The 23,125-nt window shown below is 68.7% G+C and carries 22 protein-coding genes, 2 tRNA genes and 1 pseudogene; 13 read left to right on the top strand and 12 right to left on the bottom strand.

What is annotated here, in order from left to right; all coding sequences use genetic code 11:
• The 6 genes from ACZ7IB_RS22575 to ACZ7IB_RS22550 all read left to right on the top strand — a co-directional run bounded on the left by ACZ7IB_RS22575 (window position 1) and on the right by ACZ7IB_RS22550 (window position 3,518).
• The gene (locus tag ACZ7IB_RS22575) at window positions 1-237 is read left to right on the top strand and encodes a hypothetical protein (RefSeq protein ID WP_470915038.1); all 237 of its coding nucleotides are present in this window, start codon (window positions 1-3) and stop codon (window positions 235-237) included.
• Between the two features lie 93 nt (window positions 238-330).
• Complete coding sequence (locus ACZ7IB_RS22570; protein WP_470915036.1) at window positions 331-513, top strand: hypothetical protein; 183 nt, start codon at window positions 331-333, stop codon at window positions 511-513.
• Window positions 514-518: 5 nt separating this feature from the next.
• Window positions 519-689 (top strand): hypothetical protein, encoded by a 171-nt coding sequence (locus ACZ7IB_RS22565; RefSeq protein ID WP_470915034.1) that lies wholly within the window; start codon window positions 519-521, stop codon window positions 687-689.
• Window positions 686-2,089, top strand: a complete 1,404-nt coding sequence (gene repSA / locus ACZ7IB_RS22560; RefSeq protein WP_470915031.1) for a replication initiator protein RepSA — start codon at window positions 686-688, stop codon at window positions 2,087-2,089. The genes ACZ7IB_RS22565 and repSA overlap by 4 nt, the downstream gene beginning before the upstream one ends.
• Complete coding sequence (locus tag ACZ7IB_RS22555) at window positions 2,089-2,295, top strand: excisionase family DNA-binding protein (protein WP_470915029.1); 207 nt, start codon at window positions 2,089-2,091, stop codon at window positions 2,293-2,295. The genes repSA and ACZ7IB_RS22555 overlap by 1 nt, the downstream gene beginning before the upstream one ends.
• Window positions 2,292-3,518: a site-specific integrase gene (locus tag ACZ7IB_RS22550; RefSeq protein ID WP_470915027.1), complete on the top strand. Its 1,227-nt coding sequence runs from the start codon at window positions 2,292-2,294 to the stop codon at window positions 3,516-3,518. The genes ACZ7IB_RS22555 and ACZ7IB_RS22550 overlap by 4 nt, the downstream gene beginning before the upstream one ends.
• Before the next feature lie 77 nt (window positions 3,519-3,595).
• On the opposite strand, the gene ACZ7IB_RS22545 is transcribed toward ACZ7IB_RS22550, so the two are convergent.
• Window positions 3,596-3,668, bottom strand: a tRNA-Arg gene (locus ACZ7IB_RS22545).
• Window positions 3,669-3,940: 272 nt separating this feature from the next.
• Window positions 3,941-4,031: transfer RNA gene (locus tag ACZ7IB_RS22540), tRNA-Ser, on the bottom strand.
• A gap of 240 nt (window positions 4,032-4,271) precedes the next feature.
• Between ACZ7IB_RS22540 and ACZ7IB_RS22535 the strand changes: the two genes are divergently transcribed.
• Entirely contained in the window at window positions 4,272-4,718 is a 447-nt protein-coding gene (locus ACZ7IB_RS22535; RefSeq protein WP_470915025.1) for an SSI family serine proteinase inhibitor, read from the top strand.
• Between the two features lie 215 nt (window positions 4,719-4,933).
• The gene (locus tag ACZ7IB_RS22530) at window positions 4,934-8,971 is read left to right on the top strand and encodes a PAS domain-containing protein (RefSeq protein WP_470915023.1); all 4,038 of its coding nucleotides are present in this window, start codon (window positions 4,934-4,936) and stop codon (window positions 8,969-8,971) included.
• A 120-nt stretch (window positions 8,972-9,091) separates the two neighbouring features.
• Here the strand turns inward: ACZ7IB_RS22530 and ACZ7IB_RS22525 are convergent, their stop codons facing one another.
• From ACZ7IB_RS22525 to ACZ7IB_RS22495, 7 genes are all read right to left on the bottom strand, one after another.
• Window positions 9,092-10,741, bottom strand: coding sequence for a long-chain fatty acid--CoA ligase (locus ACZ7IB_RS22525; protein ID WP_470915332.1), 1,650 nt, complete (start codon window positions 10,739-10,741; stop codon window positions 9,092-9,094).
• Between the two features lie 145 nt (window positions 10,742-10,886).
• On the bottom strand, window positions 10,887-11,510 hold the full coding sequence (locus tag ACZ7IB_RS22520; RefSeq protein WP_470915021.1) for a SigE family RNA polymerase sigma factor: 624 nt from the start codon (window positions 11,508-11,510) through the stop codon (window positions 10,887-10,889).
• Window positions 11,511-11,699: 189 nt separating this feature from the next.
• Window positions 11,700-12,866, bottom strand: coding sequence for a lipid-transfer protein (locus tag ACZ7IB_RS22515; protein WP_470915019.1), 1,167 nt, complete (start codon window positions 12,864-12,866; stop codon window positions 11,700-11,702).
• Window positions 12,863-13,258: a MaoC family dehydratase gene (locus tag ACZ7IB_RS22510; RefSeq protein WP_470915017.1), complete on the bottom strand. Its 396-nt coding sequence runs from the start codon at window positions 13,256-13,258 to the stop codon at window positions 12,863-12,865. The genes ACZ7IB_RS22515 and ACZ7IB_RS22510 overlap by 4 nt, the downstream gene beginning before the upstream one ends.
• Window positions 13,255-14,289: an acyl-CoA dehydrogenase family protein gene (locus tag ACZ7IB_RS22505; RefSeq protein ID WP_470915015.1), complete on the bottom strand. Its 1,035-nt coding sequence runs from the start codon at window positions 14,287-14,289 to the stop codon at window positions 13,255-13,257. The genes ACZ7IB_RS22510 and ACZ7IB_RS22505 overlap by 4 nt, the downstream gene beginning before the upstream one ends.
• A gap of 1 nt (window position 14,290) precedes the next feature.
• Window positions 14,291-15,250, bottom strand: coding sequence for a bifunctional MaoC family dehydratase N-terminal/OB-fold nucleic acid binding domain-containing protein (locus ACZ7IB_RS22500; RefSeq protein WP_470915013.1), 960 nt, complete (start codon window positions 15,248-15,250; stop codon window positions 14,291-14,293).
• Window positions 15,247-16,422, bottom strand: coding sequence for an acyl-CoA dehydrogenase family protein (locus tag ACZ7IB_RS22495; RefSeq protein WP_470915011.1), 1,176 nt, complete (start codon window positions 16,420-16,422; stop codon window positions 15,247-15,249). Before ACZ7IB_RS22495 ends, ACZ7IB_RS22500 begins: the two co-directional genes overlap by 4 nt.
• A 110-nt stretch (window positions 16,423-16,532) precedes the next feature.
• Between ACZ7IB_RS22495 and ACZ7IB_RS22490 the strand changes: the two are divergent.
• From ACZ7IB_RS22490 to ACZ7IB_RS22480, 3 genes and pseudogenes are all read left to right on the top strand, one after another.
• A pseudogene (locus ACZ7IB_RS22490) lies at window positions 16,533-16,652 on the top strand (bifunctional DNA primase/polymerase); the annotation flags it as partial.
• Window positions 16,653-16,838: 186 nt separating this feature from the next.
• The gene (locus ACZ7IB_RS22485; protein WP_470915009.1) at window positions 16,839-17,426 is read left to right on the top strand and encodes a DUF6232 family protein; all 588 of its coding nucleotides are present in this window, start codon (window positions 16,839-16,841) and stop codon (window positions 17,424-17,426) included.
• Entirely contained in the window at window positions 17,423-17,770 is a 348-nt protein-coding gene (locus tag ACZ7IB_RS22480) for a hypothetical protein (protein ID WP_470915007.1), read from the top strand. Before ACZ7IB_RS22485 ends, ACZ7IB_RS22480 begins: the two co-directional genes overlap by 4 nt.
• A gap of 162 nt (window positions 17,771-17,932) precedes the next feature.
• Here the strand turns inward: ACZ7IB_RS22480 and ACZ7IB_RS22475 are convergent, their stop codons facing one another.
• Window positions 17,933-18,145, bottom strand: a complete 213-nt coding sequence (locus ACZ7IB_RS22475) for a DUF4287 domain-containing protein (protein WP_401997951.1) — start codon at window positions 18,143-18,145, stop codon at window positions 17,933-17,935.
• A gap of 2,059 nt (window positions 18,146-20,204) precedes the next feature.
• On the opposite strand from ACZ7IB_RS22475, the gene ACZ7IB_RS22470 reads away from it, so the two are divergent.
• Window positions 20,205-20,672 carry a GntR family transcriptional regulator gene (locus tag ACZ7IB_RS22470; protein ID WP_470915005.1) on the top strand — a complete coding sequence of 156 codons (468 nt, stop codon included), beginning with the start codon at window positions 20,205-20,207 and terminating at the stop codon, window positions 20,670-20,672.
• Window positions 20,669-21,241 carry an HD domain-containing protein gene (locus tag ACZ7IB_RS22465; protein ID WP_470915004.1) on the top strand — a complete coding sequence of 191 codons (573 nt, stop codon included), beginning with the start codon at window positions 20,669-20,671 and terminating at the stop codon, window positions 21,239-21,241. Before ACZ7IB_RS22470 ends, ACZ7IB_RS22465 begins: the two co-directional genes overlap by 4 nt.
• Here the strand turns inward: ACZ7IB_RS22465 and ACZ7IB_RS22460 are convergent.
• Window positions 21,229-21,702, bottom strand: coding sequence for an NUDIX domain-containing protein (locus ACZ7IB_RS22460; protein WP_470915002.1), 474 nt, complete (start codon window positions 21,700-21,702; stop codon window positions 21,229-21,231). The two genes, ACZ7IB_RS22465 and ACZ7IB_RS22460, sit on opposite strands and share 13 nt — an antisense overlap.
• A gap of 2 nt (window positions 21,703-21,704) precedes the next feature.
• Window positions 21,705-22,463, bottom strand: coding sequence for a helix-turn-helix domain-containing protein (locus ACZ7IB_RS22455; RefSeq protein WP_470915000.1), 759 nt, complete (start codon window positions 22,461-22,463; stop codon window positions 21,705-21,707).
• Window positions 22,464-23,125 lie beyond the last annotated feature (662 nt).

Raw genomic sequence — 23,125 nt, 5'->3', positions numbered from 1 at the left:
ATGGGCCTGTTCAACCGCAACAAGGACTCATCGCCCGCCAACGCCGCCATGGCTGAACTCGGCCGTGAGTTCGCTATCGCCCGCCGGCACGGCGACCGCAAGACCATGCGCCGCATCGGCCGCGAGTACTCCAACACCGCCCGCACCGACAACGACGCCGGCTCGTTCCAGCGCGGCCAGGACGCCTACGACGCCATCCCGCCCATCAAGGCCCCGCGCCGCAACCGTCGCCGCTAACAGCCCCCGGGGCGGCCTCAACCGCCAAGTTTCCGCTGCCCCGGGCGCCTTCCCACCTTCCAGATCAAGCAGACCCGAAAGGGAGATCCCATCATGCCCCAGAGCACCCGGCCCCGGCCGATCTGCGCCCACTGCGACGGCTTCCCCACCGTCGCCATCACCACCGGCCAGACCACCGCCACCGGCGAGCGCCACACCATCACCGCCGACTGCCCCGCCTGCCACGGCACCGGCCACACCCTCCCCGCCCGCGCCGACACCCGCGTCGGGGTGTGATCCCCATGGCCCTCCTCGACTGGAGCGACAAGAAGCACTTCGACCCCACCGGCGACAAGCCCTGCGTCCTGTGCGACAAGCCCACCCCGCTGCGCTCCGACCGCGGCAAGCCCGTCCACAAGGTCTGCGCCGAAGAGTGGATCGACAACCACCCGCCCAAGGAGAACAACCAGTGATCAACTCCGCCACCGCGGCGGGCCTGGACCCGACCACCCTCGCCGACGTGCTGAGGGTGGCCGGGTCCACCGGCTACGACCGCTGGAACGAACAGATCCGCCGCACCGGAGGATGCGCACAGCCCATCCACCTCACGGGCGCCACCAAGACCACCGACCGGGCCACCGGCACCCTCCTGCACCACTACACCACCGACACCGAGCCCGGCGGCCGGTTACGGATCGCCTGCGGCAACCGCCGCGCCTCCCGCTGCCCCGCCTGCGCCTGGACCTACGCCGGCGACACCTACCACCTCATCCGCGCCGGACTCACTGGCGACCCTGACAAGGGCACCCCCCACACGATCCGGGACCACCCTCGGGTCTTCGCGACCCTCACCGCCCCGTCCTTCGGTCCGGTCCACAACCGGCCCGGGAACCGGCCCTGCCGCTGCGGCACCCACCACCCCGACACCGCCCCCGAACTCGGCACCCCGCTTGATCCGGCACGGTACGACTACGCGGGCGCGGTGCTGTGGAACAACCACGCCTCCGACCTGTGGCGCTACTTCACGATCTACCTCCGCCGCGAAATCGCCCGCCGAGCCGGCCTTACTCAAAAAGCCGCCCGCGAACAGTCCCGGCTCTCCTTCGGGAAGGTCGCCGAGTACCAGAAGCGCGGTGCGGTCCACTTCCACGCGGTGATCCGCTTCGACGGGCCCGAGGGGCCGGATTCACCTCCGCCGCCCTGGGCCACCCTCGAACTCCTCGAAGACGCGATCCGCGCCGCCGCCGCCCGCGTCGAACTCGTCATCCCCGCGAACGAGGAAGCTGGCTTCCCCACCGGCTGGGTCCTGCGCTGGGGCACGCAACTCGACGTCCAGCCCATCGGAGCCTTCGGCAACGGTGAAGACCTCACCGAGCAAGCCGTTGCCTCCTACGTCGCCAAATACGCCACCAAAGCGGCCGAGACCACCGGCACCGTCGATCACCGCATCGGCAACAAAGAAGCTCTGATCCTCCTCAACGTGCCCGACCACCCACGCCGGCTGATCGAAGCGTGCCTGGACCTCCACCACGCCTACCCGGACCGCAAGCTCCGCGAATGGGCCCACATGCTCGGCTTCCGCGGCCACTTCTCCACCAAATCCCGCCGCTACTCCACCACCCTCGGCGCCCTCCGACAGGTCCGCGCCGACTACCGCGCCCACCAGCAACGCGAAGCCCTCGGCCTGCCCGACCCCGACGACCACCCCGAAGCAACCACGCTCACCCTCGCCCACTGGACCTACGCCGGCCACGGCCACACCCCCGGCGAGTCCTGGCTCGCCGCCAACATCCACCGCGACATCCAACACAACCGAGACACCGCCCGCGAACACCGAGCCGAACTGCAAGCCCTGGAAGGGGAGGAATGCTGATGACTACCACCGTGATCGAGCGGAAGTGGCACACCACCGCCGAGGTGGCGGAAATGCTCGGCTTCGGGCTCTCCAAGACGAAGATGCTCGTGCTCACCGGAGAAATCCGTTCGGTCAAGGTCGGCCGCAACCGCCGCATCCTTCCTATCTGGGTGGACGAGTACGTCCAGAGCGTCACCGCCGACGCCGAAGGGTGGGCGGCATGACTGGCAAGCGCAGTAACGGCGAAGGGTCCATCTACCCGTACAAGAACGGCTACGCGGCCTACGTCTGGGTCACCAAGCCGGACGGAAAGCGCGCGAGGAAGTACGCCTACGGCAAGACGCGCGAAGAGGTCCACGACAAGTGGATCAAGCTGCACGCCGAAGCGAAGAAGGGTCCCGTGGCCACTCGGCACCGCACCCTTACTGCCTTCCTGACGTACTGGCTCGACTCGATCGTGAAGCCCAACCTCGCCCCACTGTCGTACGTCTCGTACGAGGGCTATGTGCGGCTCTACATCACCCCGCACCTCGGTGCGAAGCGCCTGGACAAGCTGACCGTGCGGGATGTGCGGGAGTGGCTGACCAAGCTGGGGAGCATCTGCCAGTGCTGTGCCCAAGGCAAGGACGCGAAGCGGGAGCCCGCTCGCCGGAAGTGCTGCGCGGTCGGGGACTGCTGCGAGTCGTACCCGTCCCGTCGAGTGGTGCAGGCATCCCGTGACGCTTTGCGGGCTGCGCTGACCCATGCGGTCACGGAAGAGGAGATCGGCAAGAACGTCGCCTCACTGGTGAAGGTGCCCAAGCCGCGCCGCCGCCGGATCAAGCCCTGGTCCGTCGCTGAGGCCGGCCGTTTCCTCGCCGATGCAGCTGCTCGTGATGACCACCTCTTCGCGGCCTGGGTGCTCGTGCTGACCCTTGGGCTGCGTCGGGGTGAAGTGCTGGGGCTGACGTGGAAGTCCGTCGACTTCGAGACCGGTGAACTGTACGTGGACCATCAGATCCAGCGCGCGGGGCGTCAGATCCTCCACCGCGAAACCAAGACCGAGGACTCCGACAATTTCCTTCCGCTGCCCGCGCTCTGCCTCAAGGCGCTTCGGATGCGTCGGGCTCAGCAGCTGGGTGACCGGAAGGCTGCTGGGGATCTCTGGCAGGACACTCACGGCCTAGTCTTCACGACCAAGTACGGGACCCCGATCGAGCCGGGGAACCTCACCCGAATGTTCGCCCTCCGCGCCCGTCGCGCCGGCCTTCGGGTCATCCCGCTGCGGAACACGCGGCACACATGCAGTTCGCTCCTGGTCGCGCTCAAGGTTCACCCGAAGGTGGCACAGCGCATCCTCCGCCATTCACAGATCGCCATGACGATGGAGGTCTACGCCGAGGCGAGCGAGGAAGAAGTACGCGACGCGATCGGCAAGCTGTCCGAAGCGATGGGCGACACCGGCTGACAGGGTTGCTGTACTTCGCTGCTGTACGAGCAACGCGAAAGGCCCCCGGGATTTCTCCTGGGGGCCTCTGGCCTGTGTGCACTCGGCAGGATTCGAACCTGCAACCTTCTGATCCGTAGTCAGATGCTCTATCCGTTAAGCTACGAGTGCTTGCCCGCGGCCTTGGCCGCTGGCGTTACCTCCCGGGCTTTTCTGCCTGGTCGGCGTTGCGGGAACAACATTACATGACCTGCGCCGTAGCGCGAAATCCTTTAGCCGCACCGCCTCTGACCTGCGAAAACGCTCCGTTTGGGGCTGCCGCAGACAGCTGTCCGACCGGACACCCGAGCGAGCCGCGGGCCACCACGGAGTCGTATCCGGACCGCCCGGGTCCGGATACGACCGAAGCCCCGTGTCAGTGACACGGGGCTTCGGTGATGAAGCGGAGGCGGAGGGATTTGAACCCTCGATGGGCTTTAAGACCCAAACCGCATTAGCAGTGCGGCGCCATAGACCGGACTAGGCGACGCCTCCAGCACACCTCGCGCGAGCGCGAGTGGTGCGTGCAGATGATGACACAGCTGAGCACTGCCTCACCAATCGCTGCCTACGGTACTAGGCAGTCGGGCACGAGAGCAAAGCGCCTGCGGTTGCGCAACGCCGTGGCGTGCGGAGCGTTAGTGAGATGAGGGAGGCACCGCCCTTCCTGTTCTTGCATTCGTTCCACCCGCTGTCCCGTCCCTCTCGTCGAAGTGCACGAGCACAGGAGCCCGCATGCTGCGTCGCCTCGCCCTCACCGTCGTCGCGTCTCTCGCCGCGCTGTCCGCCGCCGCGCCGGCCGCGACCGCGGCCACCGCCCCCCTTCCGCTGCCCCTGCTGCACGCCGACGACGCCCGTACCCGGTTGACGGTGACGGTCTCGGGCACGGGAGATCCCGCGGCCGAGGGTGTCTTCGAGCTGAAGTGCGGACCGGCGGGCGGCAGCCATCCGGCGGCGCAGCAGGCCTGTGACCGGCTGGAGGAGCTGGCGGGCGAGGACGCGGACCCGTTCGCCCCGGTGCGCGGGGATGCGATGTGCACCCAGCAGTTCGGGGGTCCGGCCACCGCCCGGGTCACCGGGACCTGGCGGGGGAGGAGCATCGACACGGTCTTCGACCGGACCGACGGCTGCGCGATCTCACGCTGGAACGGGCTGCGGCCGGTGCTCCCCAACGTCCGATGAGCAGGGGTCCACATCCCTGTCCAGGGCCTATCGAACGTCACGTGACGGGCTGGAGTCGTACACCGTATGCACAGAACCTTGGTGAGAGCTCCCCCTCATCCGCCGCCCCACGCCCCTCCCCTGCCTTTAGACTCCTTCCGTGACAGCCTGCGGCCCGAGGGGCAAGATGGGGCCCGCTGTCGGCAAGGTGCGGTAACCAGGGAGGAAGCGTCGTCGTGAGCAGCAGGCCATCCCGAGGCACTGCTCGCCTCGCAGCCATACTCGATGCACTCCCTGACGGGCTGCTGCTCGTCAATTGCAACGGCACGGTCGTCAACGCCAACACCATCGCGCTGGAGATGTTCGAGACGCCGGGCACCGCGCTCGTCGGGCGCGGGCTCCTCGACCTGCTGCCGGAGTTCGACTCCAAGCTGATTCCGGGGTCGATGCGCCGGCCCGAGTCCGCCGACGACCGCGGCCGTACGAAGCCGACGCGGATGACCGCACGGCGGACCGACGGCAATGAGTACCCGGTCGAGGTCACCAGCGCCAGCCTGGAGGACGGGCAGGCCGCGTACAACGACTTCCAGAGCAGTTACAGCGGCAGCTACACGGGTGACGAGCTTCTGATGCTCGTCGTACGGGATCTGTCGGGCACCGTCGACACCGAGGCCGAACTGGCCCGTTCGCAGCGGCAGACCGAGATGATCCTGCGAGCCGCGGCCGAGGGCGTCGTCGGCACGGACACGGACGGCCGGGTCGTCCTGGTCAACCCCGCCGCCGCGCAGATCCTCGGCTTCCGCGCCAGCGATCTGGGTGGCCAGGAACTGCATCCGCTGATCCTGCACTCACGGGCGGAGGGCGAGCCGTTCCCGTACGAGGAGTCGCCGCTCGCCGACACCCTCAGGTCCGGCCGCAAGCACCGGGTGCGCGGGCAGGTCCTGTGGTCCAAGAGCGGTGCGCAGGTGCCGGTCGATCTGACCACCGCGCCGGTCCGGGACGGGGACCAGCTGGTCGGTGCGGTCATGACATTCACCGACCGCAGGCCGTACGAGGAGCTCAGCGAGCAGCACAAGGCCGAGGTCGCCGAACTGACCGCGGGCCACACCACGGAGGTAACCGGACTGGCGGAACGGCACAGCGCGGAGCTGGCCGACCGGGTCGAGCGGTACACGGCCGAACTGGAAGTGCAGGCCGAACAGCTGGCGGCGCTGACCGCCCGGAACACCCAGCTCACCGCCGTACTGGGCGAGTCGCTTCGCGGGCCGCTGGAGGAGCTGCGGGGCGAACTCTCCACGCTCGCCGCCGACCCGGCCGGCCAGCTGTGGCCGGAGGCCAACCAGATCCTCCACCACCTGGCCGCGGGCTACGCCCGGATGACGACGCTCGTCGACAATGTGCTCGGCTACCAGCGCCTGGACGCCGGGGCGGAGGAGCTGGTCAAGGCGAACGTGCTGCTCGACTCGGTCGTGACGGCCGGTATCGACGCGGCCGTCGAGCTGATCGGTCCCGGGCGCGCCCAGTTCGCGGTGCACGCGCCGCCGATCGAGGCCGAGGTGGACGCGGCCCGGCTGGTGACCGCACTCGCCCATCTGGTCGCGGATGTCGCCGGGGTCGACTCGACCGGCAAGGCCCGCGTGGTGCCGGGCGGTGGCTACGTCGACTCGACGGTCGTCGTCGCGGCGGCGCAGCGCGGTGAGGTCGTACGGATCGAGGTGCGCGGGCCGTTCGCCGGGGGAGACCCGGTGCATGAGCCGATCGTGCGCGGGATCGTACGGGCGCACGGCGGCGTGCTCCAGACGCACGAGGTGCCGGGGATGAGCGGCAGCGCGTACGTGCTCGAAGTGCCGTTGGGCGCGGGCTCGGGAACGGTGATGCCACCGGCGCCCGAGCCGGAGCCCGAACCCGGGCCGGAGCCGATGGCCGGTCAGGCCGCGCCGGGCGGCGGGCGGCGGCGGGCGCGGCGGGCGTCCACGGACGCGTTCCTGGAGAGCCCTGTGGGCGGTTCCGGGGCGGGGGCCGGATCCGGGGACGGAGACACCGCTGCGGCCGAGCCGACGGGGCGCCGACGGGCACGTCGTGAGCCCGCGGTGCAGGGCGCGCAGGAGACGCAGGGTGCGCAGAGCGCGCACAGCCCGCACGAGATCATTCCGGCCCAGCAGAGCGAGGGGTCGGGGCGCAGGCGTGGGCGGCCGAGTCCGGCCGAGACCGGTGCTCAGCATTCACTTCCTGCTCAGCTGTCCCAGTTGCCCGAGCAGGCGCAGGGGCAGGGGCCTGGGCAGCCTGCTGTCGAGCAGCAGGGGCCGGGGCAGGCATTGGCGCTGCCCGCGGCCTCGGCACCGTCCGAGGGGGCGGTGGTGACGGCGGCCGAGGGCGCGCAGGGTGGCGGTGGCCGTCCGCAGCGTGGGCAGACCGTGCCTCCGCAGGGCGTTCCGGCCGAGACGCCGATGCCGGTGCCTGCGGGTGGACACCGGGCGCGCCAGGGCGGCGAGAACCAGCTGGCCCTGCCGTCTTCCGCTTCTGCCTCTGCTTCCGCTCCTGCCGCCGAAGGCTTCCCGCAGGCCGGTGACGGTTCGGCGTCGGCGCCTCAGCCGACCGGGCGGCGAGCGCGACGGGCATTGGCGGCCATGCAGGAGCGTTCCACTCAGGCCGAGCCGACCGGGCCTCGTACCGCGTTCGCGCTCCCGCCGGCGGATGCCGACCGGACCCCGCCCGCGGCCGTCGACGCCGACGCCTCGCTGCCCGGACGCCACGACGCCGTACGCCTCGCGCCGGACGGCACCCACACACCGCCCCGAGCGCCCGAAGCGACCGGGCAGCGCCGGGCTCGTCGCGCCGACGCTCCCCAGCAGGCCGGACCGGCCGTCGGGCAGCCTGCGGAGCAGCAGCCCGTGCAGTCCGGCGGCTGGGCGGACAACGGTTCCTCGGGGCAGAACCCGGCCGCGCCGACCACGCCCGGCGAGCAGGACGACGACCGGGTCGACGACCCCCCCGTCGATCACCCCGTCAGCCGGTCCGGCGGCAAGCCGGAATGGCCCGTGGCCGGCCACACCACGCACACCACCGGCACCACAGCCGTCGCAGGCACCGCCGACGCCACCGGCATCGCGGAGAGCCGTCCGCGGAGCATCACGCCCGTGGCGGACGCGCGCAGGCAGCCGCTGCCCGCAGAAACTCCGATGCCCGGCGGCTCGTCGGACTCGACGCAGGGACGCGCGTTCAGCGTGCGGACGCTCGGGCAGGGTGTGCCGTTCGCCCAGCACATCGCGCACCAGCAGAACCAGACGCTCGGCGGTGCCGGCCGGCGCCGTAAGCTCGCCGCCCCGCCGGAGGGCGAGCGCACCCCGCAGTCCGCGCCGTCCCAGTCCGCCGCCGCGCAAGGCCAGGGCCCGGGTTCGGGGCAGTTGCTCTCCGCTCCCGAGGCCGAAGGACGCGCGTATGCCATAGGGGCGCCCGACGAGGGCGCCGAGGGGCCGGAGCCGCTGGATGGTCCGGGTGGCGCGGTCGAGGTCGCCAACCGCCCGTCGCCGCAGCCGGTCGACGACGAGCTGCCCCCGGAACCGTTGGACAACCCGCGTCGGCTGCTCGTCTGGCCCGCGCCCGATGTCTCCACCCAGCAGGCACTGAGCGACCGCGGCTACCGGCCGGTGGTCGTGCACTCGCGCGAGGAGGTCGACGCCCAGATCGCGGCGTTCCCCGCCGCGCTCTTCGTCGACCCGCTCACCGGTCCCATCACCCGCAAGGCGCTGCAGTCACTGCGTCAGGCGGCGGTGGCGGCCGAGGTCCCGGTGCTGGTGACGGCCGGTCTGGGGCAGGCCTCGCGGGAGGCCGCATACGGTGCCGACCCGGCCGTGCTCCTCAAGGCGCTCGCCCCGCGCGACAGCGAACAGCATCCGCCGCGCGTGCTGTTGATCGAGGAGCACGAGGAGATCGCGCTGGCGCTGACGGAGACGTTGGAACGCCGCGCCATGCAGGTCGCGCGGGCCTCCACCGACAACGAGGCGGTGGCGCTCGCCACCCGGATGCGGCCCAACCTGGTGGTGATGGACCTGATGCAGGTACGCCGCCGCCGGGCCGGGATCGTCGACTGGCTGCGTGCCAACGGCCAGTTGAACCGAACCCCGCTGGTCGTCTACACCTCCGCCGACATGACCGGGTCGGAACTGCCGAAGCTCAGCTCGGGCGAGGCCGTCCTCTTCCTGGCCGAGCGCTCCACCAGCGACGAGGTGCAGTCGCGCATCGTCGACCTGCTCGCGAAGATCGGCACGAACTGACGCGTATGGGCACACCATACGAACGTGGGCGCGAACGGCCCGGCGGACGCCCGGAGATGACGACGAGGGCGGTACGGGAGGTCCCGTACCGCCCTCGTCGTGCTCCCCGACCGGGTCGGGTCAGAGCCGGGTGATGTCCAGCTCGCCCTCCGCGTACTGCTTGCGGATCACCTTCTTGTCGAACTTGCCGACGCTCGTCTTCGGCACCGCCGGAATGATCGTCCAGCGCTCCGGCAGCTGCCACTTGGCGATGCCGGACTCGGCGAGGAAGTTCCTCAGCACCTCGTACTCGGTGGTGGCACCGTTCTTGAGGACGACGGTCGCGAGCGGACGCTCGCCCCACTTCTCGTCCGGGACGGCGACGACCGCCGCCTCGGCCACATCCGGGTGCGCCATGAGCGCGTTCTCCAGCTCGACGCTGGAGATCCATTCGCCGCCGGACTTGATGACGTCCTTGGCCCGGTCGGTGAGGGTGAGGAAGCCGTCCTCGCTGATCACGCCGACGTCACCGGTCTTCAGCCAGCCGTCCTCGCTGAACTTGTCCTCGGGGCGCAGGGCCTCGCCGTCCGTGCCCCCGTAATAGGCACCGGCGATCCAGGCGCCGCGCACCTCCAGCTCACCGGCCGACTCGTTGTCCCACGGCAGATGCTCGCCGCCGGGGCCGACCAGGCGCGCCTCGACGCCGGCCGGGAAGCGGCCCTGGGTGACGCGGTAGGGCCACTCCTGCTCCTCGGTCAGCCCGGCGGGCGGGTTGGCCATGGTGCCGAGCGGTGAGGTCTCCGTCATGCCCCAGGCGTGGCAGAGGCGGACGCCGAGCTTGTCGTACGCCTCCATGAGGGAGGGCGGACAGGCTGCGCCGCCGATGGTGACACGGGCCATGGAGGTGAGATCGCGCGGGTTGGCGATGACCTCGGCGAGCAGCCCCTGCCAGATGGTGGGGACGGCGGCGGCATGGGTCGGCTTCTCGCGATCGATCATGTCGGCGAGCGGGGCGGGCTGCAGGAACCGGTCCGGCATGAGCATGTTGACGCCGGACATGAACGTGGCGTGCGGCAGACCCCATGCGTTCACATGGAACTGGGGGACGACCACCAGCGTGGTGTCCTTGTCGGTCAGGCCCATCGACTCGGACATGTTGACCTGCATGGAGTGCAGGTAGATGGAGCGGTGGGAGTAGACGACGCCCTTGGGGTCACCGGTGGTGCCGGAGGTGTAGCACATGGCGGCGGCCTGGCGTTCGTCGAGCTCGGGCCAGTCGTAGCTGGTCGGCCGGGCGGCGATCAGCTCCTCGTACTCGTGCACCCGGGGCGCCGCGCCGTCGAGCACGGAACGGTCTCCTGGCCCCGTGACGATCACATGCTCGATCGACGTCAGATGGGGGAGGAGCGGCGCGAGCAGCGGCAGCAGGGAGCCGTTGACGATGACGACCTTGTCGTCGGCGTGCTTGACGATCCAGATCAGCTGCTCGGCGGGGAGCCGGAGGTTGAGCGTGTGGAGGACCGCGCCCATCGAAGGGATCGCGAGATACGCCTCGACGTGCTCGGCGTTGTTCCACATGAGGGTGCATACCCGCTGGTCGCCGTCGACACCGAGCTCGTCGCGCAGCGCGTTCGCGAGCTGCGTGGCCCGCCGGCCTATCTCGGCAAAGCTGCGCCGCTGCGGCTCGGGCTCGCCGGTCCAGGTCGTGACCTGGGACTTCCCGTGAATGGTCATCCCGTGTTCGAGGATGCGGGTGACAGTCAGCGGTACGTCCTGCATGGTGCTCAGCACGGCGTCCTCCCGGTGGGCGCTACGCGGCAGTAGAGTTCCGCTGATTCTGCTCACATACCAAGCGGTATGTCACTAGTCCCGGGAGTACGAATCGGTGTCGTTCGGCAAAATCAGGCCTGCTCGGCACGCTGCCGCACACCCGGGTTCACCGCACCGGAGCCAGCTCCGGGTCCTCCCTGAGCTTGCCGAGCGCCCGCGACACCGCGCTCTTCACCGTGCCGATGGACACCCCGAGCACCTCGGCCGTCTGGGCCTCGCTCAGGTCCTCGTAGTACCGCAGGACCACCATCGCCCGCTGCCGGTCCGGAAGCTTCAGCACGGCACGCCACATCGCGTCGTGGAGCGTCTGGCGCTCGGCGGGGTCGGAAGTCGGCGATGCCTCCTGCTCGGGCAGTTCGTCGCAGGCGAACTCGTCGACCTTGCGCTTGCGCCACTGCGAGGTCCGGGTGTTCAGCAGTGCCCGGCGGACATAGCCGTCGAGCGCCCGGTGGTCCTCGATCCGTTCCCAGGCGACATACGTCTTGGTGAGCGCGGTCTGCAACAGATCCTCGGCATCGCTCGGGTTCGCGGTGAGCGAGCGCGCGGCACGCAGCAGTACGGGCCCCCGTGCCCGTACGAACGAGGAGAACGACGGATACGGAGCGTGCGGAGCCCGTGAGGCGTGTGGAGTGCGCGCGGCATACGGAGTGCGCGCGGCGTACGGGCCGTGCGGGACGTGTCCGATGGTGGCAGCTCCCCCGGAGGTGCCCGTGCAGACTGGCGTGGTCATGGCTCCACGCTAGGAGCGGGCACCGCCGCGGGGATCGGCCCCAGGTCCCGAAACCGCGTCCGCCTCAGGGTGTAGGGGTGGGGCCTGCTCCACCTCCTGTAGGTGGAGTCGTCGCCATCAGGGCTCAGGGTCGCCCCCGATGTCCTGCCCGGACCCGGACGGCACCTCACTCGGGCAGCTGACCCGCACTCAGTCGTCCGCGCCCAGGATCAGTCCCGAGGTGGGCACGCCGGTGCCCGCCGTGACCAGGGTCCTGGCCGCCCCGGACAGCTGGTTCACCGACGAGCCGCGGATCTGCCGGACCGCCTCCGCGATGCCGTTCATCCCGTGCAGATACGCCTCCCCCAGCTGGCCGCCGTGCGTGTTCAGGGGCAGCGCGTCGGCCGCGACGAAGTCGGCGGCCTCGCCCGGTGCGCAGAAGCCGAACTCCTCCAGCTGCATCAGGACGAACGGTGTGAAGTGGTCGTAGAGGATGCCCACATCGATGTCGGAGGGGGAGAGGCCGGAGTTCCGCCAGAGCTGCCGGGCGACCACCCCCATCTCCGGCAGGCCTGTCAGATCGTCGCGATAGAAGCTGGTCATCTGCTCCTGCGCCCGCCCGGCCCCCTGGGCGGCGGCGACGATCACGGCGGGCGGTTGCGGCAGATCCCGGGCCCGCTCCGCGCTGGTGACGACGATCGCCTGGCCGCCGTCGGTCTCCTGGCAGCAGTCGAGCAGCCGCAGCGGTTCGACGATCCACCGCGATGCGGCATGGTCGGCCAGGGTGATCGGCTTCCCGTAGAAGTACGCCGCGGGGTTCCGGGCGGCATGGCGGCGGTCGGTGACCGCGACATGGCCGAAGACATCCGGCGTCAGCCCATAGGTGTGCAGATAGCGCTGGGCGGCCATGGCGACCCAGGAGGCCGGCGTGAGCAGCCCGAAGGGGAGGTTCCAGCCGAGCGCCGCGCCCTCCGCGGTGGGCTCCCGCTGCTGCACCCCGGAACCGAACCTGCGTCCGGAGCGCTCGTTGAACGCGCGGTAGCAGACCACGACGTCGGCCACTTGGCTCGCCACGGCCAGGGCCGCCTGCTGGACGGTGGCGCAGGCCGCCCCGCCCCCGTAGTGGACGCGGGAGAAGAACGACAGCTCCCCGATGCCGGCCGCCTGGGCGACGGTGATCTCGGGGCTGGTGTCCATGGTGAAGGTGACCAGGCCGTCGACATCGCCAGGGGTCAGCCCGGAATCGTCGAGGGCGGCCCGCACCGCCTCGACGGCCAGTTTGAGTTCGCTGCGCCCGGAGTCCTTGGAGAACTCGGTCGCCCCGATCCCCACGATCGCCGCCCTGCCGCCGAGCGAGTCGGCCCTGCGCACGCTCATGCCACCCCCTCCGGAACGCTGATGGTCACCGTGCCGGTGACATGCCTGCCGAGACCGTTGGCTCCGACGACCGACACCTCGGCCGTCCCGTCGTCGCCGAAGGCGGTGACCGTGCCGCTCAGGACCATGGTGTCCCCCGGATAGTTGGGCACGCCCAGCCTGATGGCGACCTTGCGGAGCACTGCCGACGGACCGAAGCGGTCGGTGACGTACCTGCCGACCAGGCCGTTGGTCGTGAGGATGTTCATGAAGATGTCCGGGGAGCCCTTCTCCCGGGCGAGTTCCGCGTCATGGTGCACGTCCTGGTAGTCGCGGGAGGCGATGGCGCCCGCCACGATCAGCGTGCGGGTCACCGCGATCTCCAGCGGCGCCAGCTCCTCACCGACCTTCATTCCGGTCCCTCCTTCACCAGTGAATGGCCGATCTCCTGCAGTACTTCGCTGCCGCATCCCAGATAGGCATCGAGCTGACGGCCCCAGAGGAAGTGGCGGTGTACGGGATGGTCGAGGTCCGCGCCCGTTCCGCCGTGCAGATGCTGTCCGGCGTGCACCACCCGCTTTCCCGCCTCCGACGCCCACCAGGCGGCGGTCAGCGCCTGCGGCCCGTACGGCAGTCCCGTGTCGTACCGCCAGGCCGCCTCGTACGCGGTGACGCGTATCGCCTCGGTGTCCATATGGGCGTCGGCGGCGCGCAGCAGCACCGCCTGTTTGGTGGAGAGCGGGCGCCCGAACTGCTCCCGCGTGTTCGTGTGGGCGACGGCCCTGGCCAGCGAACCGGCGCACACCCCGGCCTGCAACCCGGCGAACGCAGTCCGGCTCGCGGCCAGCACCGCCTCGTACGCCCCGGCGCCACCGAGCCGCTCCCCGGGCGCCCCGTCCAGGACGAGCCGCGCCGCCGACCACGGCGCCGTGGTCTCCACCGGCTCCGTCGCCACACCCGGATCAGCGGTCCGTACGATCCACAGCCCCCGGTCCGAGTCCGCGACGAGGACGAGGCCCGCGTCCCGCAGCCACGGCACGTACGGCATGCTGCCGCTCAGCCGCCCCTCGCCGTCCGCCCGTATCCCACCGCGAGCCGGGAACGCCCCGGTGGCCACAACCGTGCCGTCCCGCAGCGGAGGCAGCAGTCGCTCCCGCTGTTCGTCCGTGCCGTGGCCGGCGACGGCGAGCAGCCCGTACACACAGCTCGCCGCGAACGGCACCTGCGCCGTCGTCCGGCCCTGCTCCTCCAGCAGGAGCACCAGGCCCAGCAGCCCGATCTCCTCCACGGCTGCGGTCAGCCCGGCCGCGCAGAGCTCCTTCCACAGCTCGGCGTCCGTGCCCGTGCCGGCTCCGGCCAGGCGCTCGTGCGTCGACAGATCCCCGAAGATCTGCGCCGCCAGCCCCTGTGCCGCGGTCTGCTCCTCGGTGGGCGCGAAGTCCATGTCAGCCTTCGCCTCCCCGGAAGACCGGAAGCTCCAACTCCGGGTCCGTACGGAGGAATTCCAGCCGCACCGGCATTCCCGTCCGCACCTTGTCGTACGGCACGCCGACCACGTTGCCGACCATCCGCACGCCCTCCGCCAGCTCTATCAGCGCCACCGCGTACGGCCCGCCCTCCGCAAAGGTGCTGAAGGCGGGGAAGGGCGGGTGATGCATCACGACGTAACTGAAGACGGTGCCCTCGCCGCTCGCCTCGACCGTGTCCCATTCCTGACAGCCGCACCCGTTGCAGCCGGGCAGCCAGGGGAAACGCAGCGTCGCGCACTCGCCGCACCGCTGAATCAGTAGCCTGTGCTCGGCGACGCCCTGCCAGAACCCGGCGTTGTCCCGGTTGATCACCGGCCTCGGGCGCAGGCTCCGGCCGCCGCGGGGCGCCGCACGCTTCACCGCTGCCGGTGTGTACTTGAGAATCCGGAAGCGGTGCGTCCCGGCGGGCTCCCCCTCCGCGCGGACGTCCATCCGCGTCGTCACGAAGTAGCCCGTTCCCAGCTTGGTCGTCTTCCGCTCCGAGACCGACTCGATCACCGCGTCGAACGTGATCCGGTCGCCGGGCCGCAGCGGCCGCAGATATTCCTGCTCGCAGTCGGTCGCGACCACCGAGGTGTACCCCGCGCCGTCGAGCAGGCCGAACAGGTCCTCGTACGCCTGGGAGCGGTCGGTGTGCCCCGAGAGGCCGCCCATCGTCCACGCCTGCAGCATCGTCGGCGGGGCGATCGCCTCCGGCCCCGTGTAGGCGGGGTTGGTGTCCCCCATCGCCTCGCACCAGTGCCTGATCATCGGCTCGTTGACGAGGTCCTTGCCGACGCCCGCGGTCGCGGCGGCACGCCCCTCGAACTCCTTGAGCCGCCCGTGCAACTGGTCCGACCCGCCCGGTTCTTCCCGCCCTTCCCGCACGCCCGTCACCGCTTGCCCCTCTTCATGCCGAGCCGCATCGTCGCGACGATCTCCCGCTGCACCTCGCTCACTCCGCCCCCAAAGGTGTTGATCTGCGCCGCCCTGTTCATCCGCTCCAGCTCCCCGTCCCCGAAGGAGCCGGGCGAACCGCCCCGGACCGTCCCGGCCTCGCCCGTGATTTCCTGGCAGATCCGATACACCTCGACAGCGCTCTCGGTTCCCACGAACTTCACGCCGCTCGCCTCGCCCGGGGCCAGCGAACCTGCCCCGACATCCCCCACCAGCCGCCAGTTGAGCAGGCGCGTCGCCGCCAGCCGGGCGTACGCCTCGGCCAGCCGGGTCCGCACCCACGGCTCGTCCACCGGACGCCGGCCCGTCAGCGGGTCGGGGGTGCGAGCGAAGGTGAGTGCCGCCTCGTAGAAGTCCTCGGCCTGCATTCCGATGGCGGCGAGAGCCACCCGTTCATGGTTCAGCTGGTTGGTGATCAGCCCCCAGCCGCCGTTCTCCGCACCGACCAGATGAGTGGCGGGCACCCGTATCGCGTCGTAGTAGGTGGATGTCGTGGTCAGGCCGCCCACGGTCTCGATCGGCGTCCAGGCGAACCCCGGGGCGTCCGTCGGGACCAGAACGATCGAGATGCCCTGGTGCTTGGGTGCATCCGGGTCCGTGCGGCAGGCGAGCCAGATCCAGTCGGCGTTCTGCGCATTGCTGGTGAAGATCTTCTGCCCGTCGATCACCCAGGAGTCGCCGTCCCGCACGGCCCTGGTGCGCAGCGCGGCGAGGTCCGTACCGGCCTCCGGCTCGCTGTAGCCGATGGCGAAGACGATGTCGCCGCTGAGGATCCTGGGCAGGAAGTACGCCTTCTGCTCCTCGGTCCCGTATTTCATCAGCGTCGGCCCGACGGTGTTGAGGGTGACCATCGAAACGGGCGCCCCTGCCCGGTAGGCCTCGTCGAAGAAGACGAACTGCTCGTCGGGGCCGCGCCCCCGGCCGCCGTACTCGACGGGCCAGCCGAGTCCGAGCATCCCGTCCGCGCCGATCCGGCGCAGCAGTCTGCGTTGCTCGGCCGGGTCCTCGACCCCGGGCCCCGTCCTCGTGTCCCTCCCGGGCATCACCTTGCGGAAGTACGTACGGAGTTCGGCGCGCAGCTGTTGCTGACGCTCCGTCTGGGCCAGGTGCACGGCGGCTGCCTCCCGGACACGGGCGTACGGATCAGGGTTTCTGACTGTCCGTCAGAAACGTACTCGCTGTCAAGGTCGTCGACGCTCCGACACAGTCGCCGGGCAACGCGAAGCACGGCTTCGGCGACGCCCTGGCGGACGCCCTCACCCACGCCGCCGTCCGCACCGGCCTCACCGAACGCGAAGCCCGCGCCACCATCGCCTCGGCGGCCCGCCTCACCACGGGCTGACGGATCAGGGACGCCGTAAATCGGGACGTCCCCGTAAATTAGGGCGGCCTCGCGCCCCGAACAGCACCACGCGTCGAGATTGGCCTCATTTCGTCTCTACTCGAACGCGCGGGACGCGTACTTATTGGTTCCCACACAGACACAGGGCGGAATACGAACGCGGAACCGATACCCACGGGGGAGCTCATGGAGAACGCCGGAACTGCGGGGACCCCACTGCCTCTACCGCCGCCCCCGACCGGAACAGGCGTCGACCTGAAGGTGAGCAGACGCCTGCTGTGGGTGGGAGAGGCGGCCTATCCCTTGCACAACATCACCCGGGTCCACACCTTCGAACTCAGACCCAAGCGCGCGGAAGCCTTCATGAGCTTCCTGAAGTGGCTCGGCATCACGTTCGCACTGTTCGTCCTTTTCCAGATGACCAACGAGAACTCGTCGTTCGACGGCGAAAGCGCGGACGGAACCGCCGGCACACTGTGGTTCCTCGCCATCGCGATCGCGATCGGCCTGGTCGTGCGCCTGGTGAAGGATCTGGCCGCGCCGTCCGAGCACGTGCTGGCCGTCGAGACGTCCAGCGCATCCAGCGCGCTGGTCACGCTGCCCAATCCGGACCAACTGCGTCAGCTGGTCCGATACCTCGTCACCGCCATGGAGAACCCGGAGGCCGAGTTCCAGGTGCGCGTGGAGCGTGTGCTGGTCAATCCGAAGAACTACCACTTCGGCGACAACGTGAACATGTACGGCGGAATGTTCAACACAGGGGTGAGCAAATGAGCGACGGCGACTCCTATCACTACGGCAACAACATCCACGGCGACAACGTCAATATGTACGGCGGTACGGGCAACAGGGGCATCGTCAAGCACCAGTCCCCGGAACTTCCGGAGGCGATCGGGGAACTGGTACGGCTGCTTCAGAATCTGCGCGGTGATCTCGCGCCCGCGAGCGCGCGGGTCATCGACGACTCCCTGCCTGCGATCACCTCCGGTACGAGCGCTCCGCAGGAGCGGCACCGCGCCCTGATCGCCGTGGCCACCATCGCCGCGACCGTCGGAACGCTCGGCCAACCGGTCGCCGATGCGGTCGACAAGATCCTGGGGCTGTTGGGCGCCCGGTAGGACAGCACTGCAGGCAACCGCGGACCCGCAACCTGCTGCAGCGTTCCTCCGTGGCCCCTGCCGGACCGCCGGACCTCCCGCGGTCCGGCACAGGTCCGGATCTCGAGAATCCCGGTCGGCGCCGAGCCCCGTCCAGCGCGCCATCGCCGCCCGGTCGGTCGCCTACTTGTTGCTGTCCTCCGCGAGAGTGTGGGCGACGAGAGCATTGGCGTGGCCATGCCCCAGCCCGTGTTCGGCCTTGAGCCAGGAGACGATCTCCATGTGCTTGCTCAGGTGGGAGGAGCGGATGAGCTCCTTCCAATCCGCAATGGGGCGCCCGTACTTCTTCTCGATCGAGGGGAAGTAGCTGGCGGGGCCCTTCACGGTTTCAGTCATGTCGGCAGTGTCCCATCCGTTGGTGTGAAGTGATGCTGATACGACTGCATGAGGGAGGAAAACTCATCGCTCGGCAGTCGAAGACGGACGGAAAAGGACGACCGACCGGGCGCTCCAGCCGGGAGGGCACCCTCTCCCCCGACCGCTCGAAAAACCACAGGGGATGACGTGACCTTGCGGACAGCGCACACGACAACGGCCCCCGACCGATTCACCAGGTCAGGGGCCGTTCATCTGCGGTGGGTGTGGGATTTGAACCCACGGTGACGTCGCCGCCACGACGGTTTTCAAGACCGCCCGCATACGCGAACGCCTGAGCCTCTGACCTGCGCATTCGCTACGAATGATCCCCGGCGCCGCTGCTGTGGCCCACACATGGCCCACATCCCCGCCGAGGGCCCATCAGAGGCCGTCTCGCTGCGCCGCTGCTGGTGTCAGTCGCTGATGACGCCGGGCGGACGGGCTGCGCCGCCTCCGCGCTGCCGCACGAGGGCCTCAACAGTGCGGATCAACACGAGAACGATAAGGACAACCACCAACCAGGTCCCCTGCCTAAGGATGGACGTGGCGGTATCCCCGTTGATCACACACCCAGCGATGGCACCCAGCAGGATGAGAAAATTGCGGCTGGCACCGCTCTGTGCGACAGTCCGAAGTGTGCGTCCGCTCCCAATGGGCAGGCGGACGTTGAGGGCCTGGGCAGGCATGATTCTCCTTGGTTCCTCTGGGGCGCCCGACTCTCGCCAAAGAATCTCGGGCGCCCTTTGCGTTGTGGCGGACCTCAAGACGACGCCCACCCTCGGTCAGTGAGCCACCATCAGGCGACAGTTACCGTCCGTAGTTCTCACCCGATCGTGGCATGTGACGGGCCGTCGGCCAAGCCGACTATCCACAGAGCCTGTGGATAACTCGCAAGTATCTGTGGGCAGTTGGCCCATTTCTGTGCATAGACCGGGGGACAGGGGTGTGAATGACTGCATTGCGCCGCCAGTCTCAGGCCTCCGACCTGCGAACATCCCGTCCACCGGCTGTGTATGAGAAAAAGATCTTCAACCCGTACCAAGATCGCTCAGATTGCTGGCTCAGGTCACTAGGTCAGCGGTCCGACCCACGTCAGTCAGCCAGTCGCGGTTCCAAGAGCCTCAAGGGGCCAGCATTCATGCCCCCCTTTCAGGATGATGGCCCCATGTCTAGTGAGGTCATGCAACTCGTCACTGCTGGACTCGGGATCGGGGGGACGTTGGCAGCAGCTTTGCTCACGCAGCTCATGGCTCGAAGGGCCGAGCGAGAGCGATTCCGGAGAGAGGACCGGGCTCGATGGCTGTCGGACAGGCTTCGAATAAACGCGCAATTCTTGAGCGGCGCGCTCTCCCTTGAGCGGGAACTTTGGTCGGCCTGCGCCTTCCTGGATCGGGACGATGCCAGGGTTGAGAGGCTAGGGGGCTGCACGAGTATCGTCTCGACTCCACCAGAAGGAGTTCCAGGAATACTTGACGCAGAGGCGCGAGCGATCCTCTTTGAGAGTCACACGCTATCCATGGAAAAGCATGAGACCTTGGAGCAATTGGCGGCAGAGATTACCCTTATAGGCACCCCAGTGGAATCCGATACTGCTGGTGAATTGCTCGAATCACTGGGGACGGTGATTGGTCTTGTCGAGGGTTATGTTCCGTTTGACCGGGCAGCCGACGCTGTCGAGGTTTGTCGAACGTGTCGGGATGAGTTCGCAGCTGCGGCCCGCCTTGGTTTGCAAGTAGACGACCACTACGTAGCGCACGATCGGCGCCCGCGACGTTGACCGAAGAGAACGGCTGCACACCCCTTACGCCAACGCACCACTTGCCCCAGCTCCCATCCCGGAGTCTGGGCGCTCCCGCCGGAGGCATGTCCTGAAGCCGCGGGCTAGGTTCTCGTCTCATGCCGAGCGGGCCGAAGGCAGGAGCGGGCGCAGCCAGAGCCGGGAGCGCGCCCGGCGAAGTCGAGCGCATCACTACCGGGCAGCCCTGTCGAGGAGAGGAGCATGGCAGGCTTGAGACAACTACGGAGAGAGGGAGAGCGGGTGTCGCAGCAGGCCAGCCCTCGGGGAACCTTCCTGAAGATCGCTGATCTTGTCAGGGCACAGATCGACGCCGACGACGAGATGACTGAGCTGCCGTCGGCTGCAGACTTGATGCGCGACCACGGGGTATCTCGTGGCGTCGCGCTCCGAGTCTTCGGTGTTCTCCAGAAGGATGGGGTCGCGGAACCGGTGCCCGGCGGGCGCTGGCGAGTAGTCCGGCGTGGCCAATCCGTCGACCGCCGGCCGTTGGCCGAACGCATCGCTGAGGTGATCACGGATGACGGGCTCGCCGTGGGGGCAGCCTTTCCGAGTGCCTCAGCGCTGTGCGCGCGCTTCGACGTCTCGCGGCCGACTGTGAGTAAGGCACTCGACAAGCTGCAAGCCGCCGGGCTGCTGTCAGAAGGGAAGCAAGGGAAGCAACGAACCGTGCTGTCCCTGCCGAACCGAGAGGAGAGTTCCAAACCTTGAGCACCACGGGACTGACTGAGTGGGCTTATCCCCTCGCCGAATCACTGCTCTCCGAGCCCCTGCCTCGCCGGTGGGCTCATTCGCAGGGTGTGGCAGAGAGAGCCCGTACGATCGCCCCGATCCTGGGTTCGGATGCCGATCTGATGGAGGCAGCCGCGGTCCTGCATGACATCGGCTACGCGCCGGACCTCGCCAAGACCGGCTTTCACCCACTGGACGGTGCGCGGTACCTCCGAAACGTTGCCCGCGCAGACGAGCGGGTCGTGTGCCTGGTAGCGCACCACTCCTGTGCGTGGATGGAGGCAGAGGCGCGCGGGCTACGCGAGGAACTGGAAGGGGAGTTCCCTCGGGAGCATCCCCACCTCGCCGATGCGCTCTGCTACTGCGACATGAACACGACGCCGGACGGTACCCCAACGAATCCCGTGGACCGGGTGAACGAGATCGCAGGGCGCTACGGACCGGACAGCTTGATCGGCACATTCATCCGCCGGGCCGAACCGGAGATCCTCGCGAGTACTGCCCGCGTCGTCGAACGGCTCGCCGCCGCCAAACGTCAGCCGACGTAAGGCGCGGTCCGCGCCCGGTCCATCGCGTGCTCGATCCTGAGCCGCATGGTGGGGTGGATGTCGAAATCCACCAGGTCCGCAGGGGAGACCCAGCGGACCTGTGTCGTTTCGTCGCTCGTACGGACGTCGCCGCCGACCGGACGAGCGCGGAAACAGATACTGAACTGCTGCCGGGCCTCGCCGTCGTCGTACAGCATCACGTGGCCCGGGTCTGTGTAGATCCCCGACATGTCGACGACTTCGGCTTTGATCCCTGTCTCTTCCCAGACCTCACGCACCACGGTGTCACTGATGGACTCGCCCACGTCATGACCGCCGCCCGGTAGCGCCCAACGACCGTTGTCAGAGCGCTGGATCAGCAGGACATCGCCCGCGTCGTTCTGCACGAAGGCCACGACGGACGGTACGACCGAGTTGGCCGGCGGAGCGGCGGGGTCGTGAAGGTAGTCGATGCGTCCCATGCTCAAGCTCCCGTGATGTCGCGATCCGTGACCGGGCGTGCGCTGCCCCAGGTCTGTTCGATGCTATTCGCGTAAGTGTCGAAGAGCCCACCGCCGGGGAGTCGACGCAGGTGCAGGACAGGCGCCATGTACGCCCCGATTCCGTACACGTGGGTGTTCACGAGCATCTCGTCGTCGGAACGAAAGAGTGAGTTGTAGAGCGTTCCGTCGTGCAGGCGAAAGCCGATGTCGGGGTGGCTCGTGAAGAGTGGCTGGTAGTTCAGCAGGGCGTTGCGAATCTTGCCGTCCATGATGCGGTGACCTTCGTCTATGCCGCGTTGGTGCACAGCCGTACAGTCGGGATCTCCCAGCAGGATTCGTACCTGCGTTGGCCCCTGCACCTTCCTTTTCAGAAGATCATGGAACAAGGGATCTTCTGATAGCCACAGACCGGAGTAGACGAGAACGTCGATGCGCGCTTCTGCTCGCTCGTAGATCTCGCGCCACAGGCTGTTGGGCACCATGTGGCGGTGCGGATAGATGGTGACGATCTCCGCTTTGCTCAGGTCTGCCGCCGTGTCGACGGCGCGGGAGTCGTCCCACAGGGTTGTCACGTCCACCTGGAGCAGCGACGCGGTGGCGTACTGATGTCGCCGGTACGGAACCTTGCCCTGAGTGATCCAACGTTCGACTGTCTTCGGGTTGACCTCGATTGAATCGGCCAGGTCCTGCACGGTCATGCCTTGCGCCAGCAGGGCCGACCGCAAGCGTTCGTTGGACATCGCAACCCCCGATGGGACGTCTTGGGACCTCTTGAAGGTATCCAGATGAATCTGAGCTGTCCACGTACGGGGTAACCAACGCCCCTGGCCTGCACCGATGCTGATGGTGCGCCAGGAAGTCCCGGCGCGAAGCCAAGAAGTTCCACCGCTCCGCTTGACGAACCCATGATGCAAGACCTGTAATACAGGTATCGCATCGGTTCGCCGGGGCGGGTTACTCAACAACTCCACAGCGTGATCCACCGCAGCACGACGGCCGTGACGACTCTGGCCGAGGCGAGTGGAGACCAGCCGACCGAGAACGGGCCCGCGTCACAACCGGGCCCCACACCCCAGATGGGGGACACGCCATCGGCTCTAAAGAACCGCTACGGCACACCTTCGAGACTGCGACGACTTCCGGGATTTCGGGCCTCCCCGGAACGAGCAGCGCCATGCGAATCGGAGAACCGAACGACTGCCGCTTCCTCGCGAAACGGCCGGTTGCCTCCTCTGCCCGTCTCGTACGGGCGGGGTTGAGGGGAGCCGGAGATCACTTCCCGCTTCACCCCATCTGAACGGCGCGCGGCCCCGGTGTTCGAGCACCGGGCCCGCTGTTCTGGGCCGTTCCACCGCTAAGGAGAACCACGACCCATGAAGAACATTGTGGCCGGACACATCGC

Source organism: Streptomyces sp. NPDC037301, from assembly GCF_055602785.1.
This window is presented reverse-complemented; position numbering and strand designations above follow the sequence as displayed.